This is a genomic window from Alloalcanivorax venustensis, from assembly GCF_047495515.1.
GTDB classification, from domain to species: Bacteria; Pseudomonadota; Gammaproteobacteria; order Pseudomonadales; family Alcanivoracaceae; genus Alloalcanivorax; species Alloalcanivorax venustensis.
Window position 1 is genome coordinate 1869820 of record NZ_CP179934.1, and the last position, 22968, is coordinate 1892787.

General features: G+C 65.5%; 22 protein-coding genes. 11 read left to right on the top strand and 11 right to left on the bottom strand.

The annotated features are described in order from the left end of the window. Positions 1-33: 33 nt before the first annotated feature. The gene (locus tag ACMG4O_RS08885) at positions 34-1254 is read left to right on the top strand and encodes an O-antigen ligase family protein (protein ID WP_414433632.1); all 1221 of its coding nucleotides are present in this window, start codon (positions 34-36) and stop codon (positions 1252-1254) included. Here ACMG4O_RS08885 and ACMG4O_RS08890 read toward each other — a convergent pair. The 11 genes from ACMG4O_RS08890 to ACMG4O_RS08940 form a co-directional block, all read right to left on the bottom strand. After that, a complete protein-coding gene (locus ACMG4O_RS08890) occupies positions 1251-1772 on the bottom strand; it encodes an acyltransferase (RefSeq protein WP_414433633.1) in 522 nt (173 codons plus the stop codon). The two genes, ACMG4O_RS08885 and ACMG4O_RS08890, sit on opposite strands and share 4 nt — an antisense overlap. 79 nt (positions 1773-1851) lie before the next feature. After that, positions 1852-2328 carry a hypothetical protein gene (locus tag ACMG4O_RS08895; RefSeq protein WP_414433634.1) on the bottom strand — a complete coding sequence of 159 codons (477 nt, stop codon included), beginning with the start codon at positions 2326-2328 and terminating at the stop codon, positions 1852-1854. Further along, on the bottom strand, positions 2300-2611 hold the full coding sequence (locus ACMG4O_RS08900; protein WP_414433635.1) for a DUF1778 domain-containing protein: 312 nt from the start codon (positions 2609-2611) through the stop codon (positions 2300-2302). Before ACMG4O_RS08900 ends, ACMG4O_RS08895 begins: the two co-directional genes overlap by 29 nt. Before the next feature lie 70 nt (positions 2612-2681). Next, a complete protein-coding gene (locus ACMG4O_RS08905) occupies positions 2682-3386 on the bottom strand; it encodes a TetR/AcrR family transcriptional regulator (RefSeq protein ID WP_142948423.1) in 705 nt (234 codons plus the stop codon). Next, the gene (locus ACMG4O_RS08910; RefSeq protein ID WP_414433636.1) at positions 3383-5071 is read right to left on the bottom strand and encodes a long-chain-fatty-acid--CoA ligase; all 1689 of its coding nucleotides are present in this window, start codon (positions 5069-5071) and stop codon (positions 3383-3385) included. The genes ACMG4O_RS08905 and ACMG4O_RS08910 overlap by 4 nt, the downstream gene beginning before the upstream one ends. Beyond that, on the bottom strand, positions 5068-6066 hold the full coding sequence (locus ACMG4O_RS08915; RefSeq protein ID WP_414433637.1) for a branched-chain amino acid ABC transporter permease: 999 nt from the start codon (positions 6064-6066) through the stop codon (positions 5068-5070). Before ACMG4O_RS08915 ends, ACMG4O_RS08910 begins: the two co-directional genes overlap by 4 nt. After that, entirely contained in the window at positions 6063-6944 is an 882-nt protein-coding gene (locus ACMG4O_RS08920; protein ID WP_414433638.1) for a branched-chain amino acid ABC transporter permease, read from the bottom strand. Before ACMG4O_RS08920 ends, ACMG4O_RS08915 begins: the two co-directional genes overlap by 4 nt. Before the next feature lie 19 nt (positions 6945-6963). After that, positions 6964-7686, bottom strand: coding sequence for an ABC transporter ATP-binding protein (locus ACMG4O_RS08925; RefSeq protein WP_414433639.1), 723 nt, complete (start codon positions 7684-7686; stop codon positions 6964-6966). Beyond that, a complete protein-coding gene (locus ACMG4O_RS08930) occupies positions 7683-8456 on the bottom strand; it encodes an ABC transporter ATP-binding protein (RefSeq protein ID WP_414433640.1) in 774 nt (257 codons plus the stop codon). Before ACMG4O_RS08930 ends, ACMG4O_RS08925 begins: the two co-directional genes overlap by 4 nt. Before the next feature lie 26 nt (positions 8457-8482). Then, entirely contained in the window at positions 8483-9721 is a 1239-nt protein-coding gene (locus ACMG4O_RS08935) for an ABC transporter substrate-binding protein (RefSeq protein WP_414433641.1), read from the bottom strand. Between the two features lie 41 nt (positions 9722-9762). Further along, positions 9763-11901: an alpha/beta hydrolase fold domain-containing protein gene (locus tag ACMG4O_RS08940; protein WP_414433642.1), complete on the bottom strand. Its 2139-nt coding sequence runs from the start codon at positions 11899-11901 to the stop codon at positions 9763-9765. Positions 11902-12355: 454 nt separating this feature from the next. On the opposite strand from ACMG4O_RS08940, the gene ACMG4O_RS08945 reads away from it, so the two are divergent. The 10 genes from ACMG4O_RS08945 to ACMG4O_RS08990 all read left to right on the top strand — a co-directional run bounded on the left by ACMG4O_RS08945 (position 12356) and on the right by ACMG4O_RS08990 (position 22922). Then, the gene (locus ACMG4O_RS08945; RefSeq protein ID WP_142948431.1) at positions 12356-12658 is read left to right on the top strand and encodes a helix-turn-helix domain-containing protein; all 303 of its coding nucleotides are present in this window, start codon (positions 12356-12358) and stop codon (positions 12656-12658) included. A gap of 103 nt (positions 12659-12761) precedes the next feature. Further along, complete coding sequence (wecB, locus tag ACMG4O_RS08950; RefSeq protein ID WP_414433643.1) at positions 12762-13886, top strand: non-hydrolyzing UDP-N-acetylglucosamine 2-epimerase; 1125 nt, start codon at positions 12762-12764, stop codon at positions 13884-13886. 39 nt (positions 13887-13925) lie between these two features. Further along, positions 13926-14579, top strand: coding sequence for a type IV toxin-antitoxin system AbiEi family antitoxin domain-containing protein (locus ACMG4O_RS08955; RefSeq protein ID WP_370203368.1), 654 nt, complete (start codon positions 13926-13928; stop codon positions 14577-14579). Then, positions 14572-15447, top strand: a complete 876-nt coding sequence (locus ACMG4O_RS08960) for a nucleotidyl transferase AbiEii/AbiGii toxin family protein (protein ID WP_370209949.1) — start codon at positions 14572-14574, stop codon at positions 15445-15447. The genes ACMG4O_RS08955 and ACMG4O_RS08960 overlap by 8 nt, the downstream gene beginning before the upstream one ends. 7 nt (positions 15448-15454) lie before the next feature. Next, positions 15455-16753, top strand: coding sequence for a UDP-N-acetyl-D-mannosamine dehydrogenase (gene wecC, locus ACMG4O_RS08965; RefSeq protein ID WP_414433644.1), 1299 nt, complete (start codon positions 15455-15457; stop codon positions 16751-16753). Continuing rightward, positions 16750-18081, top strand: a complete 1332-nt coding sequence (locus ACMG4O_RS08970) for a lipopolysaccharide biosynthesis protein (RefSeq protein ID WP_142948434.1) — start codon at positions 16750-16752, stop codon at positions 18079-18081. The genes wecC and ACMG4O_RS08970 overlap by 4 nt, the downstream gene beginning before the upstream one ends. After that, positions 18069-19748 (top strand): heparinase II/III domain-containing protein, encoded by a 1680-nt coding sequence (locus ACMG4O_RS08975; RefSeq protein WP_414433645.1) that lies wholly within the window; start codon positions 18069-18071, stop codon positions 19746-19748. The genes ACMG4O_RS08970 and ACMG4O_RS08975 overlap by 13 nt, the downstream gene beginning before the upstream one ends. Then, positions 19745-20944, top strand: a complete 1200-nt coding sequence (locus ACMG4O_RS08980) for a glycosyltransferase family 4 protein (protein ID WP_414433646.1) — start codon at positions 19745-19747, stop codon at positions 20942-20944. Before ACMG4O_RS08975 ends, ACMG4O_RS08980 begins: the two co-directional genes overlap by 4 nt. Next, positions 20941-21900, top strand: coding sequence for an NAD-dependent epimerase/dehydratase family protein (locus ACMG4O_RS08985; RefSeq protein WP_142948437.1), 960 nt, complete (start codon positions 20941-20943; stop codon positions 21898-21900). The genes ACMG4O_RS08980 and ACMG4O_RS08985 overlap by 4 nt, the downstream gene beginning before the upstream one ends. After that, positions 21900-22922, top strand: coding sequence for an MraY family glycosyltransferase (locus ACMG4O_RS08990; protein ID WP_370210623.1), 1023 nt, complete (start codon positions 21900-21902; stop codon positions 22920-22922). Before ACMG4O_RS08985 ends, ACMG4O_RS08990 begins: the two co-directional genes overlap by 1 nt. The last annotated feature ends 46 nt before the right edge of the window (positions 22923-22968 follow it).

Sequence of the window (22968 nt, forward strand, 5' to 3'; positions counted from 1 at the left end):
GGAACCTTTGCGGCTTAGGCGTCTCCTACCACCATGATCTCTTCTTCCCTGGCCGGGCTTGTGCTGGCCGCTTTTCTGTCTCTTCTTGTTGCCTGGCCACCGGCCTATGCCGTGGTGCCGCTGGCGGCGGCTGCCCTGGCGTTGGTGGCGTTTGTCTGGCCGCGCCAGACGGTTACCGCGCTGAGCCGCGAGGATGCCTGGTTCCTGGCCGCGTTGGCGGCATTTTCGTTGGTCTGGCTGGCCGACGTGGCGCGCACCGGGGTTTGGCCCCGGGCGATTGAGGGCGGCGGGCTGTGGTTGCCGCTTTGGCCGTTACTGGCCGCGTTTGTCTGGCTGGGGTGGCAGCGTCTCCGGCCCCCTGTCGCGGCTTTTTGGTGGGGCGTCGGCCTGGGCGCGTTGCTGGCCGGGCTGATCGCCGGCTGGGAGGTATGGGTCGTAGGCCGTGGCCGCGCCAGCAACGGCATCAACGCCATTCCTTTCGGCATGCTCTCGTTGTTGCTGGGCTCGCTGGCCTGGGTCGGGGTGTTCGCGGTGCGTTCCGGCTGGGCGCGGGCGGGGTTATTGTTGGCGCTGGCGCTTGGTCTGGGGGCGTCGCTGTTGTCCGGCACCCGGGGTAGTTGGGTGGTGTTCCCGGCTGTGGTGGTCGTGGTGGGGCTGGGCTTCTGGCGGACGCTGCCGCGCCCGGTGCTGGGGATCGGTGTGACGGCGTTGCTGGGTCTGCTGCTGTTGGCGTCGTTGTCGCCCACGTTGGCGGTGACTGAGCGCGTCGGCGAGGCCATGGAGAGCGTGGACGAATACGACGAGGGTGAGCGGGGCAATTCCTTCGGCGTGCGCGTGGAGATGTGGCGCGTCGGCGTGCGGCTGTTTTCCGAGAAGCCGTTGTTCGGTTGGGGGGAAGAGCGGCTGCAGGCGCGGCGTGACGACTGGGTGGCGGCCTGGAATTTGCACCCGGCGGTGAGTAAGCACGACCAGCTTCACAGCGATCTGATCGACACCGCCGCCCGCCGGGGCCTGGTGGGCCTGGGCTCCTTGCTGATGCTGTACGCCGTGCCGCTGCTGTTGTTCGCCCGCGCCCTGCGTGGCCGCCCCGACGCCACCACCCGGGCCCTGGCGGTCGCCGGCCTGGTGGTGGTGGTCGCCTTTATCGGCTTCGGCCTCACCCAGTCCATGCTCCGCGACGCCCGTGGCCTGGCCGGCTACCTGGGCATGGTTACCGCTTGTTGGTGCCTGCTGCGCAACCGTGAGGTGTCTTAGTCTTCTGTTCTGAGCTTGGTGCCGTAGTACTTCCCTTGGGCGGGCACGTCTTTGTTTACCAGGCTCATGGCCCCGATGATCGCTTTGTCGCCGATGGAAACGCCCATCTGCACGATCGTATTGGGACCGATGTAGACGCCATCGCCGATGCGGGTGGGCTTTCTTTCGATGCCTTTCTCGCCCAGAGAGGTGCTCCAATCCACCGTGTGGTGGGTGTAGATCTGGCTACCCGCGCTGATGGAGACGTAGTCACCGATCTCCAGCCCGCTGGACCCATCCAGCACCACATTGGGGCCGATCCAGGTGTTTTTCCCGACTTTCACGTCTCCCAGAATCAGCACGTTGTTGTAGCAGGACGTGCCCTCCCCAAAACCGTAGAAACGGGCGGTTTCCCATCGGTCCGTGAGCAAGTCTTGAACGGATACATGCCGATCGAACTTCTCTTTGATTTCTCTTCTTCTGGTCTCGATGAGGCTGCGAATTTCCTCTTCGATGCCGGTCTCTCTCGACTTGCTCATTTCCATTGCCTTTAAACGCGTCGCTCTGCCGACGAGCGGTTGCGGGCAGTATACATAACGCCCCGGCGCACTGTCCCGCCTACACCTCCATGAGCGAGATGCAATCTTGAATGGGCAGGAATAGCTGCAGCCCGTCTTCTTCGATCCTGAGGAATTCGTATTTCTCACAGAACGCAGCGGCCTGCTGATCCTTGGCATCCACCACCAACCCACCGATGGCGATGAAGGTTCGGGAGATGGTCGCCGCGTCGTCGATGGCGGAGAGTAACGCCAGCTCACCGACCCCCTGGCCCTGAACACTCTGATGCGAGGCGAGCCGGGCTATTCTTAGAAATGGCACAGGGTGCGGGTAGTCCATCTCGCAGGGCGCGGTCGAGTAGTAAGCCAGAATCCGCTCCGGCTGGTCGGTATCGACCAGCACTGTTGTGCGCACCAGGTGCCGTTCGTCCTGCCGTCGTGCGGTTTTCTGAATAAAAGTGTTGAGTTCCGCGACCCCGCAATCGAAGCCGGCTCGGTCGTGTTGCTTGCTAAGTGGCTGCTTTCGGATCCGAGTCATGCACCACGTCCTTGTAGTGTTGTGCGGCCCGCTTTAGGCGGGGCAGTTCGCGAGCCGGCTGGTCCAGGGCCGTCATCATGTTCTCGAAGGCGCCGCGACTTGCACTGATCCGTGTGGCTCGCTCGGTGACCTCGGCGGCGCGCTCCAGGGCAGCGTCCAGCAGGAACTGTGAGACCGTGGAGCCTTGCAGCTCCGCCGCGTCCGCAATCCGTTGATGGATCTCGGGCTTGGCGCGTGCCACCAGCCGCTTCTCTTTTTCATGGTCTGTCGCTGCTGTCGTCATGCGACACCTCTTCATTTAAATGTGGTGCCAATATGGCACCATCAGAGGTAAAAATCAATCTCCCGCCTCTTCAGGCGGCGGTGCCCAGCATCCGACGAATCAGAATACTGACCTGCTCGAGCGCCTGGTCGGGCGTCATCTGGCCCTTGGGGTTGTACCAGTAGGCCATGCGGTCGCACTGGCTGAGCAGCGCCAGGGTGACCACCTTGGGGCTCACCGGGGCGTCGTCGGCGACGTAGTCGCGCACCAGGTCCTGGACGGTGTGGCGGTAGCCGGCCATGCGGCCGCTGAAGTGCCGGGCGGTGTCCTCGGGCAGGAACATGCGCGCGAATTGCGGATCGATCAGGCGGTCGTTGGCGCGGGCGATCAGCCGGTGGCGCATTTTGTAGCCGGCGTGGCGGCGCACGATTTCGAACAGCCGCTCTTCGCGGGGCACCTCGTCGATGCCTTCCAGGATGTAGCTGAAGAAGTCGGTCATGCCCAGCTCGATGGCTTCGATCAGCAGCTGCTCCTTGGAGGCGTAGTAGTTGTAGAGGGTGGGGGCCTTGAGGCCCACCCAGCCGGCCAGGGTGCGCATGTTGAGGTTTTCGTAGCCGCGTTCGGCGAACAGGGCGATGGCGGCCACCAGAATGCGGCTTTGCATGGTGCCGCCGTCGGCCCGTTCGCTGACTTCCCGCAGGTCCTTCTCGATGTTCTCGCCGAGGTAGCGCGGTGTCGCCTGGTCGGCCGGCAGACGCGCGCCGTTGCGGGTGCGCCGTATTTTCGGTTCGCTCATAGGTCCTGTACTTCCCGCCACATGATCTTGCCGCTGCCGTTCTTGGGCAGGGCGTCCACGAAGTCGACGATTTTCGGCACTTTATACGCGGCCATATTTTCGCGGCACCATTCTATCAGGGTCTCGGCGTCCAGGCCCGACTCAGACGCGCGGCGCACCACCACCGCGCGCACGGTTTCGCCCCGGTAGGCGTCCTGGCTGCCGACCACGCAGGCTTCCTGAATGCCCGGGTGGCGGAACAGCAGGTTTTCCACTTCCGCGGGCCACACCTTGAAGCCGGAGGCGTTGATCATCCGTTTGATGCGGTCGGTGATGTAGAAGTAGCCCTCGCCGTCGCGCCGCCCCAGATCCCCGGTGAGGAAGTACTTACGGCCGCCGATGTAGAGGAAGCTTTTGGCGGTGGCTTCGTCGTTGTTCCAGTAGCCCTGGAACACCTGCGGGCCGCAGATGGCGATTTCGCCGGGCTGGTTGTCCGCGCACTCTTCGCGGGTGTCCGGGTCCAGCACTTTCACGTCGGTGCTCATGAACGGAATGCCCAGGCACTGCAGCTTGGGGCGGTGGCAGGGGTTCATGTGGGTGGGGCCGGAGGTTTCGGTGAGGCCGTAGCCTTCCACGAAGTTCAGCCCGTAGGTGTCCCTGAGGCGTTCGGCCACGGCTTCCGGCATGGCCGCGCCGCCGCCGCCGATAAACGCCAGCCGCGACAGGTCGTAGCGTTCCAGGTCCGGTGAGGCGAGCAGGTCCACCACCATGGTGGGAATGCACAGCCAGTGGCTGATGCCTTCTTTTTCGATCAGGTGGCTGGCCAGGTCGCGCTGCCAGCGCGGCAGGATCACCAGGGTGCCGCCGCCGAAGATCGTGCCGTGCATCACGCACACCAGGCCGGTGATGTGGAACAGCGGCAGCACCGCCAGCATCACGCTTTCCGGGTCGCCGTTGATCCAGTGCCAGCTGGCCACGGCGTTGTGCATGATCGAGCCGTGGTGGTGGACGCAGCCCTTGGGGGCGCCGGTGGTGCCGCTGGTGTAGGGCAGCAGGCAGGGCGTGTCCGGGTCGCCGATCAGCACCGGCGGCGGCAGGGTGGTGGCGAGCGCCTCCAGCCAGGGGGTGACCGGGGTGCGCCCGTCCACCGGCAGGTCGCAGGTGTTAAGCCAGCCCTGCCATTCGTCCGGTACCGGCAGGTCCTGGCTGGCGCTCGGGTCGAAGGCGTCGGCGTAGCGGGTCACCAGCAGCCGCTGCAGTTGCTCGTCGCGGGGCAGCTCGTTGTTGGCGCCGGTGAGCTCGCGGGTCAGTTCCGCGGAACAGATCGCCGCCTTGGCGCCGGCGTTGCGGATGTAGTGGCCCAGCTCGGAGGCTTTATTCATCGGGTTGATCGGCACCACCACCGCGTTGGCGCGCATGATCGCGTAGTGGGCGATCACCAGCTGCGGGCAGTTCTGCATCATCACCAGCACCCGGTCGCCGGGGCGCACGCCGGCGCCGCTGAGCCAGGCCGCCAGGGTCTCGCACTGGCACAGCAGCTCGCGGTAGCTGAGCGCGCGATCGAAGAAGCGGATCGCGGTTTTTTCCGGATAGCGCCGCGCGCTGGTGACCAGGTTGTCCCACAGGGTGGTGCGCGGCGGCCGAAGGCTCTTGGACAGCCGCGGCGGCCAGTGATGGTGAAACGCGTCGGGGGTATGGGTGGTCATGATTGAGGCTCCGGTGCCGGGTTGGGGGTGCGGACACGGCGGCGCAGGGCGTCGAGCTCGCCCATGATGCCGCGCCGGAAAGCGAGGACGCAGATCACGAACACGATGCCCATGATCATCATCACCGACTCGCCCAGGGTGGCGAACCAGCCGATGCCGGTGACGCCGGCGAGCAGCGCGCCCAGCTCGCCGATCTTGTTCTCCAGGGTGACCAGCACCACGGCGCCGACCACCGGGCCGGACAGGGTGCCCAGGCCGCCCACCAGGGTCATCAGCAGGGCGTGGCCGGAGGTCATCCAGTGCACGTCGGAGAGCGTCACGAAGCCCAGGCCGATGGCCTTGAGCGCGCCGGCCAGGCCGGTGAGCGCGGCGGACAGGGTGAACACCAGCAGCTTGTAGCGGTCCGGATGGTAACCCAGCGATACCGCGCGCGGTTCGTTGTCCTTGATCGCGGTGAGCGCCTGGCCGAACGGCGAGCGCACCACCCGGGCGATGAACAGGAACGCCGCCACGCCGATGGTCAGGGTGGTGTAGTACATGACGCGGTCGTTGTGCAGATCGATGAAGCCGAACAGCAGGCCCCGGTCGATGCCCTGCAGGCCGTCCTCGCCGCCGGTCTGCGGAATCTGCACGCACAGGAAATAGACCAGCTGCGCCAGCGCCAGGGTGATCATGGTGAAGTAGATGCCGGAGCGGCGGATCGACACATAGCCCATCACCAGCCCCATCAGCGCGCCCACCGACAGGCCGGCGAGCAGCGCCAGTTCCGGCGACAGCGCCCAGGCCTTGATGCCGTAGCCGGCCACATAGCCGCCGACGCCGAGAAAGGCGGCGTGGCCCAGGGACGCCAGGCCGGTGTAGCCGAGCAGCAGATGAAACGCGCAGGCGAACAGCGCGTAGCAAAGAATCTTGGTGCCGAGCACCGGGTAGAGCCCCATCCAGGGGGCGGCCACCAGGGCCAGCAGCAGGAAGCCGTAGCACATCAGGCGAGTCATTCCATACCTCCAAACAGGCCGTTGGGCCGCACCAGCAACACCAGCACCATGACCAGGAACATCACCATGGAAGAGGCTTCCGGGTAGTACACCTTGGTGAGCGCTTCCACTAGGCCCAGGCCGATGCCGGTGACCACGGTGCCGGCGATGGAGCCCATGCCGCCGATCACCACCACCGCGAACACGATCACGATCATGGTCTGGCCGGTGAGCGCGGACACCTGCATGATCGGCGCGGCCAGCACCCCGGCGAACGCCGCCAGGGCGACGCCGAAGCCGAAGGTCAGGCTGACCAGCACCGGCACGTTGATGCCGAAGGCTTCCACCAGCTTGGGGTTCTCGGTGGCGGCGCGCAGGTAGGCGCCCAGGCGGGTGCGCTCGATGGTGTACCAAGTGGCGGCGCACACCAGCAGCGAGGCGACGATCACCCACAGCCGGTAGTTGGGGATCATCAGAAAGCCCAGGTCGGTGACGCCGGAGATCGGCGCCGGGCCGTAGGGCTTGCCGGACACGCCGTAAACCGAGCGCACCGCGCCTTCGATGATCAGGGTCAGGCCCAGGGTCAGCAGCAGGCCATAGAGATAGTCGAGCTTGTAGATGCGTTTCAGAAACAAACGCTCCAGCACGATGCCGAACACGCCCACCACCAGCGGTGCCAGGAACAGCATCACCCAGTAGTTGAGCTCGAAGTAATAGAGGCCGGCCCAGCTGAGCAGGGCGCCCAGCATGAACATGGCGCCGTGGGTGAAGTTGATCACGTGCAGCATGCCGAAGATGACCGCCAGCCCCAGGCTCAGGACCGCGTAGAAGCAGCCGTTCACCAGGCCGATCATCAGTTGCGCCATGAGTGCCTGCACCGGCACACCGAATATATCCATAGCCTTCCCTTTATTGTTTTCAGACGCTGAGCATGCGCGCCACTTCGTCGGCGTTGTCGTCCAGTTGGTCCGGGGTCAGGGTGTCGATGATGCGGCCGCTTTCCATGAACAGCAGCCGGTCCGACAGCGCCGCCGAAAAATGGAAATTCTGCTCCACCAGCAGAATGGTGTAGCCGCGCCGGCGCAGCTCCTGGATCGCCTGGCCGAGGGTGTCGACGATCACCGGCGCCAGCCCTTCGGAGATTTCATCCAGCAACAGCAGCCGCGCGCCGGTGCGCAGAATGCGCGCCAGGGCGAGCATCTGCTGTTCGCCGCCGGACAGCGCCATGCCCGGGCTGTGCTTGCGCTCTTCCAGGTTGGGGAACAGCCGGTAGACCTCATTCAGCGAGAGCCCCGCCTCGGTGCCCTTGAACAGCGGCGGCAGCAGCAGGTTCTCCTCGCAGCTGAGGCTGGCGAAGATCCCCCTTTCTTCCGGGCAGTAGCCGACGCCCAGCCGGGCGATGCGGTGCGTGCTCAGGCCGATCACTTCCTCGTCAAACACCCGTATTGAACCGCTGCGCCGGCCGGTGAGACCGAGCAGGGCGCGTAGCGTGGTGGTGCGCCCGGCGCCGTTGCGGCCCAGCAGGGTGACCACTTCGCCGTGCTGAACGTGGAAGTTCACGCCCTGCAGCACGTGGGATTCGCCGTACCAGGCGTGCAGGTCGCGCACCGCCAGGGCCGCTGTTTGCGTTGCCGTGTTCATGCCACGCTCTCCTTGCCGTGCCCGGGGGCGGTGCCCATGTAGGCCTCCATCACCCGGGGGTTGGTGGACACCTCCTGGTAGCTGCCGCTGGCGATCAGCCGGCCGCGCTGCAACACCGACAGGGTGTCGGCGATGGACGCCACCACCTTCATGTTGTGCTCCACCATCAGCACGGTGCGGCCGACGGCCACCTGCTGGATCAGCGCGGTGACCCGGTCCACGTCCTCAAAGCCCATGCCCTGGGTGGGTTCGTCCAGCAGCATCAGCACCGGGTCCATGGCCAGGGTGGTGGCCAGCTCCAGGGCCCGCTTGTGGCCGTAGGGCAGGCTGCCGGCGGCGTGCGAGGCGACGCCGGTGAGCCCCACCGAATCCAGCAGCGCCATGGCGCGGTCGTTGAGCCGGTTGAGCACCCGGTCGCTTTTCCAGAAGTGAAACGACATGCCCAGCTCGCGCTGCAGCGCCAGCCGCACGTTGTCGAGCACGCTCAGGCTGGCGAACACCGCGGAGATCTGAAACGAGCGCACCATGCCGCGCCGCGCCACCTCGCGGGGCGGCAGCGCGGACACCGAGCGCCCGTTGAAGTGGATCTCGCCGGCGCTGGGCTCGGTGAAGCGGGTGAGCAGGTTGAACAGCGTGGTCTTGCCGGCCCCGTTGGGGCCGATCAGGGCGTGGATGTGCCCCTTTTGCACGGACAGATCCACGTTGTCGACGGCGGTGAAGCCCTTGAAGCGTTTGCTCAGCCGCCGGGTGCCCAGTACCTCGTCCGTCATGTCTGTCCCCTCCCTTAGCTGTTCTTTTAGCTGTTAACCAAAGGGCAGCGTGATTCGGAGAGCGGCTGGTAGGCTTTTTCCGCCGGCACGGTTTCGCGCAGCTTGTAGTAATCCCACTCGCCGTCGGACTCTTTCGGGCTTTTCACTTCGTAGAGATAGACGTCGTGGACCATCTGGCCGTCCGGGCGGATGCGGCCGTTCTTGGCGAACAGGTCGTTGATCTCCTGCTCGTGCAGGTGGGCCAGCACCGCGTCGGCGTCGTCGGTGCCCAGCTCTTTGGCGGCGCTCAGGTAGTTGGTGACCGCCGAGTAGGTGGCGGCGTTGAGCATGTTGGGCATCTTGCCGGTCTTATCCTTGAAGCGCTTGCTCCACTGGCGCGCTTCGTCGTCCTGATCCCAGTAGAACCCTTCCACCAGCAGCATGCCCTGGGTGACTTCCAGGCCCAGTGCGTGCACGTCGGTCATGCTGGCCGCCAGGCCGACGATTTTCTGCGACTGGTTGATGCCGAACTCATTGGCCACGCGCACCGCGTTGTGCAGGTCGCCGCCGGCGTTGGCGATGCCGATCACATCGGCGCCGGAGCTCTGCGCCTGCAGCATGAAGGAGGCGAAGTCGGAGGCGCCCATGGGGTGGTGCAGGGAGCCGAGCACTTCACCGCCGGCGTTTTCCACCGCCTTGGTGGCGTCGTATTCGATGGATTTGCCGAGCGCGTAGTCCACCGTCACGAAGTACCAGGACTCGTCGCCTTGCTCGGTGATGGTGCGGCCCAGGCTGTTGGCCAGGGAGTAGGTGTCCCAGGCATAGAGGATGGTGTTGGGCGAGCACTGCTCGTTGTTGATGGTGGTGGAACCGGCGCCGGTGACCATCAGCACGCGGTCCTTGTCGCGGGTCACTTCGGACACCGCCAGGGCCACCGCCGAGTTGATCACGTCGGTGATCATGTCCACGCCTTCGGTGTCGTACCACTCGCGGGCGCGGCTGGCGGCCACGTCGGTTTTGTTCTGGTGGTCGGCGGTGACCACTTCCACCTTGAAGCCGGGTTTCTGCTCGGCGACGAAGTCGTCCACCGCCATGCGCGCGGCGGTGACGGCGCCTTCGCCGCTCAGGTCGGAGAAGATGCCGGACATGTCCGCCAGCACGCCGATTTTCACGGTGTCGCCGGAGATGCCCTTGGCGTTGTCTTGCTTGGCGCTGTCGTTCGCGCCGGCCACGGCGCTGGCGAGCAGGGCGATGGCGAAGAGGCTGTTTGTTATTGGCTTATTCATGATGCGTCCTCGTTTTGTTGTTGTGGTTCTGATCGTTTGCTTCAGCCGGTGACGCGGCGCGCCCAGCGGCTGATTTCATTGAGGGTTTCGGTGGTTTCCGGCAGGAACGGGAACAGGGTGTAGACGTGCACCGAGTCCTTCACCGGCACCATGGTCACGTCCACGTCCGCTTCCCGGGCGCGTTCCAGCAGGCGGCTGCTGTCGCTGTACAGGGACTCGCCCTCCACGGCGGACAGGAACAGCGGCGGCAGGCCCTTCAGGTCGCCGAACAGCGGTGACACCAGCGGGTCGCGGGGCTCGTGCTCCTGGAAGTAGGAGGCCGCCATGAACGCCAGGGTGTCGCGGTTGGCCGCCGGGTCCTGGCCGGCGAATTCCTTGATGCTGGCGCCGGACAGGGTGAGGTCGGCGAACGGGCAGATGGCGATGATGCCGGCGGGCTGTTGGTCGCCGGCCATCTTCAGGGTGAGCGCCAGGGCCAGTGCCAGGCCGGCGCCGGAGGACTCGCCGCTGAGCAGAATCCGCGACGGGGCCACGCCGCTTTTGACCAGCCCGCGGTAGGCGTCCACCGCGTCGTCCAGCGCCGCCGGGTAGGGGTTTTCCGGGGCCAGCCGGTAGTCCACGGTGACGCAGTCGCCGCCCACCGCCTTGGCCAGCCGGCCGGCGTACTCCACCGAGCCCTTGGCGGAGCCGAGCATGTAGCCGCCGCCGTGGAAGTGCAGCACGGTGGTGCGATTGTCGGCGGCGGTGGCGCCGGCGGCGCGCACGCGCAGCGCTTCCACGCCGCCCAGCTCGGCGTTTTCCACGGAAAGGTCGTCCGGCGCCGGGAAGTGGGTGGTCAGGAAGCGGTCGTAGCCTTCACGCATGCCGTCGTGGCCGCGCGCCACGTCCTCGGCGGTGAACGCGGACTTCCACATATCAAAGGCGCGCTGGCTTTCCGGGCGCTCCATCTTCTTGTCTTCGCGGGTGGCGGACAGGCCCTGCACCTCACCGGCCGGACGCTTCACCTCTTCCAGCACGTTGTAATCCCAGACGAACGCCCAGGTGGCCTCGGTCATCGGGTCGATGTGCTGCATGCCTTTCCAGCGGCCGTTGCGCGCCTTGATGCGCTCCGGCTCGGACTCGTGCACCAGCTTGACCATGGCGCGGGCGCCGGACTGAACCCGGGTGGTGCGCGGGCGGCGGCGTTGTTCGTACTCCTCGAGCGCGGTTTCCAGATTGTCTTCGCCGTAGTGCTCCAGCATGGTCGCCAGCACCCAGGCGTCCTCGATGCCCTGGCAGGCGCCCTGGGCCAGGAACGGCACCATCGGATGGGCGGCGTCGCCCATCAGCGTCACGCGGCGGTCGGTCCAGCGGTCGATGGGGTCGCGGTAGAACATGCCGGTCAAAAAGGCGGTGTCGATCTGATCCATCATCGCCTGGGCGCGCGGCTCCAGGTCGGCGAAGGAGGCGCGCAGCTCGTCGATGTCACCGCTCTCGGTCCAGGACTCGCGGTGCACCTCGCCGGAGGGCACCGACGCGAGAATGCTGTAGAGATTCTGCGGGCGGATCCAGTAGGTGATCAGCGTGCGGCCGGGGCCGAACCAGTAGTTGCCGCGCTCGGGCAGGTCCACGTGCTCCAGTTTTTCGGCGGGAATCAGCGCCCGCCACATGAGGATGTTGGAGAACTGAACCTCGTCCTCGCCGAACAGCTGCTTGCGGATCACCGAATGGATGCCGTCGGCGCCGATCAGCACATGGCCGTGCAGATCGTCGCCGTCCTCGACGTGCACGGTGACGCCGTTGTCGTCCTGGGAGAAGCCGGTGCAATGCACCCCGAGACGCACCGACTCGGAGGGCAGGGCGTCGGCAAGAATCTCGATCAGGTCGGCGCGGTGGATGTTGTACAGCGGCGCCCCCCAGCGGCGGGTGCCTTCTTCGCCCAGCGGGGCCACCCACAGCAGCTTGCCGTCGCGGATATCACGCATATCGAAAGAACCGGGGATCACCGACTTCGCCGCCACCGCCTGCTCCAGGCCCAGCTCACGCAACACCACCGAGCCGTTGGCGGCGATCTGGATGCCGGCGCCGATCTCGGAGAGTTGCGAGGCCTGTTCGATGATGGTCGCGTCGATGCCCTTGTGGCGTAGCGCGATGGCGGCGGTCAGGCCGGCGATGCCGGCGCCCACGATCAAAACGTGCATGGTTGCTCTCCCTTGTTATTCTGTTTTGTGCATTACGAACGAATGTTCGTACGTAGTGGCTGGCAGTGTTCCCCAACCCCCGAACCCCTGTCAACACTTTTGCCTTTCGGCATTTGACTGCATACGTCAAAGACGTATACTGACCAAATGTACACGGTAGTTGAGACGCCAACATTCGCAAAGGATGCGGACAGGCTTTGGACTCAAGAGGAGCGCGCTGAGTTTTGTGTCTGGATAGCTGCGCACCCGGAATCCGGGGTCGTTATCCCTGGAAGCGGCGGTTGTCGGAAAGTTCGTTGGAGTAAGGCGCAAAGAGGCAAGCGTGGCGGCGTTCGGGTTATCTATTTCACGCGTCTGTCTGAGGGTCAGATTTGGTTATTGGTTGTTCACGCAAAAAATGAGATCGCCAATATTCCAGGCCATTTGCTGAAAGCTATTCGCCAGGAGTTAGAGCATGACTAAAGAAAAAGACGATCTTACCGGCGAAGAGCTTGGTAAAAAGCTGCTACATGCAGTGCGAGAAATGAAAGCGGGTTACGCGGCCAGGACCACAGAAGTGAGCACTAATGAAGTGGCTTCGGCTCGGCTGCGCACCGGGCTTTCTCAAGCTCAGTTCGCCCAAGCCCTAAAAATTTCTCCGCGGACATTGCAAGAATGGGAGCAGGGACGGCGTAGACCCTCTGGCGCCGCTCAGGCTCTGATTCAAATCGCTTTCCGTCACCCCGAAGTGATCGTGGAGGCACTAAGAGAGCCGTAGGAGCCGCGCCTACAATTACGCCGCGATTAATGAGAAAATGGCCGGCTTTCGGGCGCATGGCCCTAAATGACTGGCGATAAGGCGTTTTTGTGAGCGAACAGTGGTGAGCGGAAAACGGATTCTCAGTGTCTTCGGCACCCGCCCGGAGGCCATCAAAATGGCGCCGGTGGTGAAAGCCTTGAACGCCGACCCACGCTTCGACAGCCGGGTGTGCGTGACCGCCCAGCACCGCGAGATGCTGGATCAGGTGCTGGCGCTGTTCGAGATCACGCCGGACCACGATCTGGATATCATGGCGCCGGGCCAGGACCTCTACGACATCACCACCCGCATTCTGCTCGGCCTGCGCGACGTGATCCGCGCCGAGAAGCCGGACATGATCCTGGTGCACGGCGATACCACCACCACGCTGGCGGCCTCGCTGGCCGCTTTCTACGAGAAGGTGCCGGTGGGCCACGTGGAAGCGGGGCTGCGCACCGGCAACCTGCTTTCCCCCTGGCCGGAAGAGGCCAACCGCAAGCTCACCGGGGTGCTCGCCGCCGCCCACTTCGCGCCCACCGCCAGCGCCCGCGACGCCTTGCTGGCCGAGGGCGTGGACGAGGCCCGCATTCTCACCACCGGCAACACCGTGATCGACGCATTGCTGTGGGTGCGGGAGCGCATCGACGGCGACGCCGCGTTGCGCGATGAGCTGGCCGGGCGTTTCCCCTATGGCCTGGAACGGCCCATGGTGCTGATCACCGGCCACCGCCGGGAAAGCTTCGGCGGCGGTTTCGAGCGCATCTGCCAGGCGGTGTCGCGGCTTGCCGAGGCGCACCCGGGCACCGATTTCGTCTACCCGGTGCACCTCAACCCGAACGTGCAGGAGCCGGTGAACCGGCTGCTCAGCGGCCGGCCCAACGTGCACCTGATCGAGCCCCAGGACTACCTGCCGTTCGTCTGGCTGATGAGCAACGCCACGCTGATCCTCACCGACTCCGGCGGCATCCAGGAAGAGGCGCCTTCGCTGGGCAAGCCGGTGCTGGTGATGCGCGACACCACCGAGCGCCCGGACGCGGTGGACGCTGGCACGGTGAAGCTGGTGGGCACCGGCGCCGACGCCATCCACGACGAAGCGCACCGCCTGCTCACCGACCAGGCCGCCTGGGACGCCATGAGCCGCGCCCACAACCCCTACGGCGACGGCCGGGCCTCCCAGCGTATCGCCGACTACCTGGCCGGCAATTAGTGTTGGATACTTTCAAAAAATGAAAGTATCCTACATTTTATGGAGACATTGACCCGGACTCTGATCGATCAAGGACTGACGGAGCAGGTGCTGACCGAGAAGCAGCTGGCACGCTTGCTTCGGGGTACCGATCAACGGCGCTATAACCTGGTGAACCGCGCATTGCACGCCCAGGAGCTGTGGCGGCTGCGCCGTGGGCGCTATTTGTTGTCCCCGATGGTGTCGGGCTACCGGCCGCACCCTTTCGTGATTGTTCAGTCTCTTCATCCGGGGGCCTATGTGTCGTTCGAGGCCGCGCTGTCGCATCACGGCTGGATTCCTGAATCAACGCCTTTGGTTCAGGCGGTCACGCCGGGGCGGCGCCGGGATTTGGTTACTGTCACCGGGGTTGGAGAGTTCCGTTTCTATCCGTTGGCATTGAATCCTGGCGGTTTTTTGCGCGGTGTTGAACGCTCTGTCTTGTCCGGCCATCCGGCACTAGTGGCCAGGCCGTTGCGCGCGTTGCTGGATTTGCTCTGCTTGCGTAAGGAAGAATGGCCGGGAGAAACCGCCCTTCTTCAGGGCCTGCGCATTGATGAGCAGGCCTGGAAGTCGGTGGACGTTTCAGAAATGGACGCATTGCGGGCGGTGTATAAACATCGCCGCATGCAGCGTTTGATCGACGCTCTACAAAAGGATTTGGCCGATGATTGATCTGTTGCGTCAGCGCCTGGAGCGCTACGCGTGCACGGATGCTCTTCAGGAGGAGCACGCCCTCAAGGAAATTCTTCAGGAAGTCGCGCTGTATGGCTTATGGCGGGCGAATTTCTATGAAGTGGCGGCGTTCCAGGGTGGCAGCAGTCTGCGAATACTGCATGGTTTGCCACGCTTTTCGGAGGATCTGGATTTTATTCTTATCGAGCCCGACAAGGATTTCCAGTGGCAGCCGTATTGTGATGAGCTTCAAGAGGTTTTGCTTGAGTTTGGTGTCCGAGCGGAGCTTTCCGACCGGGGAAAGATGGACCGCGCCGTTCGGCAGGCGATGCTCAAGGACGACTCCATCGGTCGGCAGCTGGACCTCTCTTTCATGCAAACCGATTCCGGAAGAAAGCTACGGGTTAAACTGGAAATCGATACCCGGCCCCCGGCAGGCAGTGGTTTTGAATCCCATTACCTGGATTTCCCTCTCGATTTCGAGGTGCGCAGCCAGGACCTGGCCAGTAACTTCGCGTTGAAAATCCACGCCCTGCTTTGCCGGGATTACCTGAAGGGGCGGGACTGGTTCGACTTCAATTGGTATATCAAGCAAGGTGTGGCGCCGAATTTGAGTCACCTGCAGGCCGCGCTGCGACAGACCGGTCCATGGCAGGGGACGGATCCGGTGGTCGATGCGGCCTGGTTGGACGCGGCACTGACGGAAGCCGTGAACGCCATCAACTGGCGACAGGCGGCGGACGACGTCGCCCCTTTTCTGTCGCCGGCGGAACGTCATGGCCTTGCCCTATGGAAGGCGCCGTTTTTCTTGGATAAGGTTCGCAAGCTCAGCGCTTTGATCCGCCAAAACCCCACTGCCAAGGATTAACCCTCTTATGGATTTCAACACCGTTTGTGTCGTCGGCCTGGGCTACATCGGCCTGCCCACCGCCGCGGTCTTCGCCGGCCGCCGCAAGAAGGTGATCGGCGTGGACGTGAACCAGAACGCGGTGGACACCATCAACCGGGGCGAGATCCATATTGTCGAGCCGGAGCTGGATATCGCCGTGCACGCGGCGGTGAAAGAGGGCTACCTGCACGCCACCACCGAGCCGGAGCCGGCGGACGCGTTTCTGATCGCGGTGCCGACGCCGTTCAAGCGCCAGGCGGACCCGGACGCGGTGCCGGAACCGGACCTGAGCTTTATCCGCGCGGCGGCCCGTTCGGTGGCGCCGGTGCTGCGCAAGGGCAACCTGGTGATTCTCGAATCCACCTCGCCGGTGGGCGCCACCGAAGCGATGGCCGCCTGGCTGGCGGAAGCGCGTCCCGACCTGAGCTTTCCCCAGGACGCGGGGGAGGGCGCCGACATCCGCGTGGCGCACTGCCCCGAGCGGGTGCTGCCCGGGCGCATCATGCACGAGCTGATCGAGAACGACCGCATCATCGGCGGCATGACGCCGGCCTGCGCCGAGGCCGCCGCCGAGCTGTACCGCACCTTCGTGCGCGGCGACTGCCTGACCACCACGGCGCGCACCGCCGAGATGGCCAAGCTCACCGAGAACGCCTTCCGTGACGTCAACATCGCCTTCGCCAACGAGCTGTCGATTATCGCCGAGCGGCTGGACATCAACGTCTGGGAATTGATCGCGCTGGCCAACCGCCATCCGCGCGTCAACATTCTGCAGCCGGGCCCGGGCGTGGGCGGCCACTGCATCGCCGTGGACCCCTGGTTCATCGTCAGCGAGACGCCGGAGCTGGCGCGGCTGATCCGCGCCGCCCGGGAAGTGAACAGCGGCAAGCCGGACTGGGTGGTGGAAAAAATCAAAACCGCGGTGGGCGAGTTTCTGCAGGCGAACCCGGACAAGCGCGCCGGCGACGTGACCATTGCCTGCTTCGGTCTGGCGTTCAAGCCGGACATCGACGACCTGCGCGAAAGCCCGGCGCTGGACATCGCCACCCGGGTGGCGGCGGAACATCCCGGGCCGTTGCTGGCGGTGGAGCCGAACATCAAAGCGCTGCCGGCGGGCCTGGCGGAGCACGGCGTGGGCCTGGTCTCCGCCGACCAGGCCCTGGCGGACGCGGACGTGGTGGTGGCCCTGGTGGCGCACCGCTCGTTCCGGCGGGTGGCGCCGGCGGCGCTGGACGGTAAAAGGGTGGTGGACGCCTGCGGGCTTTGGAACCGCGTCGTCCCATGATGTGGAGAAATCTGTCTTTCGGGCTGCTCAGCCGCCTGATTCAGATTATCGTCTCGTTCTTCACCATCGGCATGGCGATGAAGGCGATCGGGCTGGACGCCTGGTGGATCGTCGCCACCGCCTTGAGCGTGATTACCTTGCTGCTGATGGTGCAGGCCGCGTCCACGGCGGGGCTTTCCCGGTTGCTGATTGAATACCAGGACGACGCGGCGTCGTTCAGTGCGTTGTATGTGACCGCGCTGACCGCCTTTCTCGGCCTGGGGCTGGTGGCGTTCGCGCTGGGCGGGCTGTTTTTCCTCTATTCCACCACGCCGATTCGCGATGAGTTGCTGGTGTCCCTGGGCGGTTTGATTTTCACGCTGATCGCCATTCCCAAGTACGCGGCGTTGTACGCCGGTGACCGGCTCGACCTGCATTTCAAAGTGATGATCACCACCGCCCTGGTCAAGGTGCTGGTGATTTACCTGCTCTACGCCGGCGATCTGCTCGGCACCTTCACGTTTTGCGCGGTGCTCGCGCTGGAGCAGATGATGATTTATCTGCTGGTGAGTGTGCAGTTCACCCGGGTGGTGGAGGCCGACAAGCGCAGACGCGCCGGCCGCTGGTTTCACCCCGAGGCGTTCCGTAAGGCGTTCGCCTTCAACGCCTGGATCAGCGTCAACAGCCTGAGCCAGAGCCTGATCATCACGGCGCCGCAGATTCTGCTGCACGGCGCGCTGGGCAGCCGCTCGCTGTCGTTGTACGGCGTTTTCCTGCAGTTGCACAACTTCAGCCGTGGTTTCATGGTGTCTCTGAACGCCTCCCTGGTGACCCGTTCGTCGCTGGATTACGACGGCGACACCGACGCCTTCCACCGCATGCTCGGCAAAAGCGCCGCCGGCCTGGCTGTGATCTCGGTGGTGGGGTTCTGGGTATTTCTGGCGGTGGGCGACCAGGCGTTGCATCTTTGGCTGGGCATCGATTTCAGCGAGAAAAACCTGTTTTTGATGTCGATGCTGTTGATGACCACGCTGTACGCCTCGTTGTCGTTCGTGTTCGGCAACCTGTCGGTGACCAGCAAACGTGTGAAGCCGCCGGCGCTGACCGGCCTGCTGATCGCGGTTTTGGCGGTGGTCACCTTGATCGTCATGGAGGAAACCGGCGTGCGGACCCTTGAGCACTATGCGTACAGCGTGGCCGGGTTCCAGTTGGTCTATGTGATCTCGAGAAACCTGGTCACGTTGAATGCCATGGGGGCCATTCTCAGCAACGCGGAGAAGGTCAGACAAATGACGATTAATCTGTTGGCGTTGCTGGCCATGGCGGCCGGTTTGGAGTGGCGGTTTTGAGCCGGCTGTGGCGGCTGTTCCACACCGTGCGCTACCTGCGGTGGCGGCAGGTGTGGTTTCGTCTCTATTACCGGGTGCGGCCGTTGCGCGTGCCGGTGGCCGGCGGTGCCCGGCCCCGTGGCGGGCTGACCCTGGACCCTTGCCATTGGGGTGAGCTGGCCACCGGCGACGGCCGCCGTTTCGATTTTCTCGGTGAATCCGGCGACGTGGCCACGGCGGCGGACTGGAACGCGCCGCGCTTCAGCAAGCTGTGGTTGTACAACCTGCATTATCTGAACGACCTGAACGCCGTGGGCGCGGACCGGCGCGAGGCGCTCAACGCCGCCTTGGTGGACCGCTGGATTGAGGAGAACCCGCCTTGCCAGGGCAACGGCTGGGAGCCGTACCCGCTGTCGTTGCGGCTGGTGAACCTGGTGAAGTGGTTCGCCCGCGGCGGCCAGGTGCCGACGCACCGGCTGGACAGTCTCGCCACCCAGGCGCGGGCGCTGGAGCGGCAGGTCGAATGGCCGATTCTCGGCAACCATCTGTTCGCCAACGGCAAGGCGCTGGTGTTCGTGGGTGCCTACTTGGCCGGCGAGGAGGGCGACCGCTGGCTGCGTCGCGGGCTGGCGATTCTCGACCGGGAGATTCCCGAGCAGTTTCTCGCCGACGGCGGCCACTTCGAACGGTCGCCGATGTATCACGACGCTCTGCTTTGGGATCTGTGCGACCTGATCCACCTGGCCGAGCGCGCCGGCTTGCCGGCGCTGTCGTCGCGGCGGCGGGACTGGCTGGCGGCGCTGGAGCGCGGGCTGCACTGGTCGTCGACCTTGCGGCACCCTGACGGCGACATCGCCTTCTTCAACGACGCCGCCTTCGGTATCGCGCCGTCGCTGGAGGATCTGCGTGCCTATCACCGGCGGTTGGCCGATGCTTCGGTGGTGGAGCGCGCCGTGGACGGCACCGGCACGCACTATTTCGCCGACAGCGGCTACGCGGCCCTGGACCTGGGGCCCGGCCACCGGGCGCTGCTGGATCTGGCGCCGGTGGGCCCGGACTATCAACCCGGCCATGCCCACGCGGACACGCTTTCGTTCGAGCTCAGCCTGTTCGGCCGGCGCCTGCTGGTGAATTCCGGTACCTCGCGCTACGGCGTCGACCGGGAGCGCCTGCGTCAGCGCGCCACCGCGGCGCACAATACGGTGGAAGTGGACGGCCAGGACTCCTCCGAGGTGTGGTCCGGCTTCCGGGTGGCGCGCCGCGCCCGGCCCACGGTGACCCGGTTCGAGAACGAAGGAGGGCGGGTCCATGTCAGTGCCGGCCACGACGGTTACCGGCGGCTGGCCGGTGACAACGTGCATTACCGGGAATGGCAGGCCCGCCCCGGCGAGCTGCTGATCCAGGACCGGGTGAGCGGCGCCCATGGGCAGGCCGTGGCCCGTTTTCATCTGCACCCGGACGTGCAGGCGCAGGCGGACGACGACGGCTTCGTGCTGCGGCTCTCGACGGGCGGCCCGGTGCGGGTGCATTGCCGGGGCGCCGACCGGGTGACCCTCGAGCCCGCCAGTTGGCACCCCACGTTTGGCGGATCGGTGCCGAATCAGTGTATCGTCGCTGCTTTTTCCGGGGGCGTGACCCTGGAGACCGCCATAGTCTGGCAAGACCATGTAGACGGGAGCGCCGTTTGAGACTGCTGTTTCTGAGTTTTTATTACCCGCCGGATCTGTCCGCCGGCTCGTTCCGGTCGGTGGCGCTGGTGCGTGCCCTGTTGGACCGCCTGCCGGCGCACGCGCACATCGAGCTGATCACCACGCTGCCCAACCGCTACAGCACCTTCACCAGCGCCGCGCCGGCGCTCGAGGAGCACCCGCGCCTGACCGTGCACCGGGTGGCGCTGCCGGCCCACAAGAGCGGCATGGTGGATCAGTCCAAGGCGTTTCTGGCCTATGCCCGTGGCGCCATGGCGTTGTGCAAGGGCAAGCGCTACGACCTGGTGTACGCCACCTCGTCGCGGTTGATGACCGGGTCGCTGGGGGCGCTGCTGGCGCGCCGTTTGAAGGCGCCGCTGTATCTCGATATCCGCGATATTTTCGTCGACACCATGAAGGACGTGCTGCCCGGCAAGCTGGCCTGGGCGAGCAAGCCGTTTCTGTCCGCGCTGGAGCGCTGGACGCTGGGCACCGCGCGGCGGGTGAACCTGGTGTCGCCGGGTTTTCTGCCGTATTTCCAGGCCCGCTACCCGGGGCGCGACTGGTCATTGTTCAGCAACGGCATCGACGATGAGTTCCTCGCCGCTGCGCCGCCGGACGCGGAACAGCCCGCCGGCGAGCGCGTGCTGGACGTGGTGTACGCGGGCAATATGGGCGAGGGGCAGGGGCTGCATGCCATCCTGCCGGGCCTGGCGCGGCGGTTCCGGGGGCGGCTGCATTTCCGGCTGGTGGGCGACGGCGGCCGCCGTGCCCAGCTGGAGCAGGCCCTGGGCGACGCCGGCTGCGATAACGTGACCCTGCTGGATCCGGTCAACCGCGAGGAGCTGATCGGCCTGTACCAATCGGCGGACGTGCTGTTTCTGCACCTCAACGATTACCCGGCATTCAAAAAAGTGCTGCCCTCGAAACTGTTCGAGTACGCCGCCCTGGGCAAGCCGGTGTGGGCCGGCGTCGGCGGTTACGCGGCGCGCTTCGTTGAGGAGCATATTGATAACGCGTCGGTCTTCGCGCCCTGTGACCTGGACGCGGCGGTGCGCGCCTTTGAAACGCTGGTGCCGGTGACCCGGCCGCGTCCGGAGTTCGTGGCTCGGTTCCGCCGCGACGCGATCATGGCGGACATGGCCGAGGACCTGCTGGCCACGCCGGGGTCGCCGTGGGCAGGGCGGACACCATGAAGGTCGTGCTGACCGGCGCCACCGGCTTCGTGGGCGCGCCCTTGCTGCGGCGCCTGCTCGCCGACGGCCACCAGGCCACGGCGTTGACCCGGGATGACGGCGGCGCGCTGCCGGCGGACGCCGCGCGCCGGGTGGTGGGCGAGCTGGGCCCGGACCTGGATTGCGGCGACGCCCTGGACGGCGCCGAGGCGCTGATCCACTGCGCCGCCCGCGCCCATATCATGGACGACCCGGCCGCCGACCCGCTGGCCGCGTTCCGCCGCGTGAATACCGAAGGCACCCTGGCGCTGGCCCGCCAGGCGGCGCGCGCCGGGGTGCGCCGCTTTATTTTCGTCAGCTCGATCAAGGTGAACGGCGAGGCCACCCGGCCGGGGCGGCCCTTTACCGCTAAGGATATCGCCGCGCCGGCCGATGCTTATGGTGTGTCCAAGGCGGAGGCGGAGCGCGGCCTGCTGGCGCTGGCCGACGAGACCGGCATGGAAGTCGTGATCGTGCGCCCGGTTTTGGTCTACGGGCCGGGTGTGAAGGCCAATTTCCATAGTATGCTGCGCTGGATGCAGCGGGGTGTGCCGTTGCCGTTGGGCGCGGTGAACAACCGCCGCAGCCTGCTGGCGATCGATAATCTGGTGGATCTGCTGGTCACCTGCCTGGACCACCCCGCGGCCGCCGGCCGGGTGTTCCTGGCCGCCGACGGCGAGGACGTGTCCACCAGCGGCCTGCTGCGGGCCGTGGCCCGGGCTCTGGGCCGGCCGGCGCGGCTGATCCCGGTTCCCGCCTTGGTGCTCACCGCGCTGGCCGCGCTGGTCGGCAAGCGAGACGTGGCCCGGCGCCTGTGCGATTCCCTGCAGGTGGATATCACCGACACAACCACGACGTTGGACTGGGTGCCGCCGGTGGATATGGACACGGCGCTGCGACGCACCGCCCAACATTTTTTGAATAAAGAGACGCATTGATGGCCTTTCTGTACTGGCTTTTGCCGCTGATTTTCCTGTGCTCGCTGGTCGGCACCTGGATGCTGCGGCATTACGCGGTGTCGCGCAGCATCCTCGACGTGCCCAACGCGCGCAGCTCCCATGAGGTGCCGACGCCCCGGGGCGGCGGCGTGGCGGTGGTGGTGACCTTCCTGGCCGGGCTGCCGGTGCTGGCGGCGCTGGGCGCGGTGTCCTTCCCGACGGCGGTGGGGCTGTGGGGCGCCGGCGCGCTGGTGGCGGCGATCGGCTGGCTGGACGACCACGGCCATGTGGCGGCTCGTTGGCGGCTGCTCAAGCATTTCGGTGCCGCCGCCTGGTTGCTGTACTGGCTCAACGGCCTGGCGCCGGTGGCCCTGTTCGGGTTCTGGATCGACTTCGGCTGGACGGGCCACATCTTCACCGCCTTCTATCTGGTGTGGATGCTCAACCTCTACAACTTCATGGACGGCATCGACGGCCTCGCCGGTGTGCAGGCGATTACCGTGGGCCTGGGCACGGTGTTTATCTACACCCTGCTGGGCGAGACCGGGCTGATGGCGCTGCCGCTGCTGCTGTGCGCCTCGGTGGCCGGCTTCCTGGTATGGAACTTCCCGCCGGCGCGGATCTTCATGGGCGACGCCGGCAGCGGCTTCCTCGGCTTTATGATCGGCGGGCTCTCCCTGCACGCCGCCTGGCTGGTGCCGGAGATGCTGTGGAGCTGGCAGATTCTGATGGGCGTGTTCATCATCGACGCCACCTTTACCCTGATCCGCCGGCTCTGTAACGGCGAAAAGGCCCACGAGGCCCACCGCACCCACGCCTACCAGTACGCTTCCCGGCACTACGGCTCGCACCGGGCGGTGACGTTGCGGGTGCTGGCGATCAATGTGTTGTGGCTGTTGCCGCTCGCCACCTTCGTGGCCCTTGAGTGGCTGGACGGCCCGCTGGCGGTGGTGATCGCCTATACCCCGCTGATTATGCTGGCGGTGCGTTTCAACGCGGGGCGCCCGGAGCCCGAAGCCTAGGGTTATCGATGGCTTCAAAAAAGTTACATATCAAGGTGGTAATGTG

What these genes read in the sequence shown, in the direction of transcription:
- ACMG4O_RS08990 (WP_370210623.1), top strand. Translation starts at nt 21,900, where the DNA reads ATGGCCTTTCTGTACTGGCTTTTGCCGCTGATTTTCCTGTGCTCGCTG.
- ACMG4O_RS08940 (WP_414433642.1), bottom strand. Translation starts at nt 11,901, where the DNA reads ATGCACGTTTTGATCGTGGGCGCCGGCATCGCCGGCCTGACCGCCGCC.
- ACMG4O_RS08905 (WP_142948423.1), bottom strand. Translation starts at nt 3,386, where the DNA reads ATGAGCGAACCGAAAATACGGCGCACCCGCAACGGCGCGCGTCTGCCG.
- ACMG4O_RS08885 (WP_414433632.1), top strand. Translation starts at nt 34, where the DNA reads ATGATCTCTTCTTCCCTGGCCGGGCTTGTGCTGGCCGCTTTTCTGTCT.
- ACMG4O_RS08935 (WP_414433641.1), bottom strand. Translation starts at nt 9,721, where the DNA reads ATGAATAAGCCAATAACAAACAGCCTCTTCGCCATCGCCCTGCTCGCC.
- ACMG4O_RS08895 (WP_414433634.1), bottom strand. Translation starts at nt 2,328, where the DNA reads ATGACTCGGATCCGAAAGCAGCCACTTAGCAAGCAACACGACCGAGCC.
- ACMG4O_RS08900 (WP_414433635.1), bottom strand. Translation starts at nt 2,611, where the DNA reads ATGACGACAGCAGCGACAGACCATGAAAAAGAGAAGCGGCTGGTGGCA.
- ACMG4O_RS08925 (WP_414433639.1), bottom strand. Translation starts at nt 7,686, where the DNA reads ATGAACACGGCAACGCAAACAGCGGCCCTGGCGGTGCGCGACCTGCAC.
- ACMG4O_RS08910 (WP_414433636.1), bottom strand. Translation starts at nt 5,071, where the DNA reads ATGACCACCCATACCCCCGACGCGTTTCACCATCACTGGCCGCCGCGG.
- ACMG4O_RS08890 (WP_414433633.1), bottom strand. Translation starts at nt 1,772, where the DNA reads ATGAGCAAGTCGAGAGAGACCGGCATCGAAGAGGAAATTCGCAGCCTC.
- ACMG4O_RS08960 (WP_370209949.1), top strand. Translation starts at nt 14,572, where the DNA reads ATGATTGATCTGTTGCGTCAGCGCCTGGAGCGCTACGCGTGCACGGAT.
- ACMG4O_RS08930 (WP_414433640.1), bottom strand. Translation starts at nt 8,456, where the DNA reads ATGACGGACGAGGTACTGGGCACCCGGCGGCTGAGCAAACGCTTCAAG.
- ACMG4O_RS08985 (WP_142948437.1), top strand. Translation starts at nt 20,941, where the DNA reads ATGAAGGTCGTGCTGACCGGCGCCACCGGCTTCGTGGGCGCGCCCTTG.
- ACMG4O_RS08955 (WP_370203368.1), top strand. Translation starts at nt 13,926, where the DNA reads ATGGAGACATTGACCCGGACTCTGATCGATCAAGGACTGACGGAGCAG.
- wecC (WP_414433644.1), top strand. Translation starts at nt 15,455, where the DNA reads ATGGATTTCAACACCGTTTGTGTCGTCGGCCTGGGCTACATCGGCCTG.
- ACMG4O_RS08970 (WP_142948434.1), top strand. Translation starts at nt 16,750, where the DNA reads ATGATGTGGAGAAATCTGTCTTTCGGGCTGCTCAGCCGCCTGATTCAG.
- ACMG4O_RS08945 (WP_142948431.1), top strand. Translation starts at nt 12,356, where the DNA reads ATGACTAAAGAAAAAGACGATCTTACCGGCGAAGAGCTTGGTAAAAAG.
- ACMG4O_RS08920 (WP_414433638.1), bottom strand. Translation starts at nt 6,944, where the DNA reads ATGGATATATTCGGTGTGCCGGTGCAGGCACTCATGGCGCAACTGATG.
- ACMG4O_RS08915 (WP_414433637.1), bottom strand. Translation starts at nt 6,066, where the DNA reads ATGACTCGCCTGATGTGCTACGGCTTCCTGCTGCTGGCCCTGGTGGCC.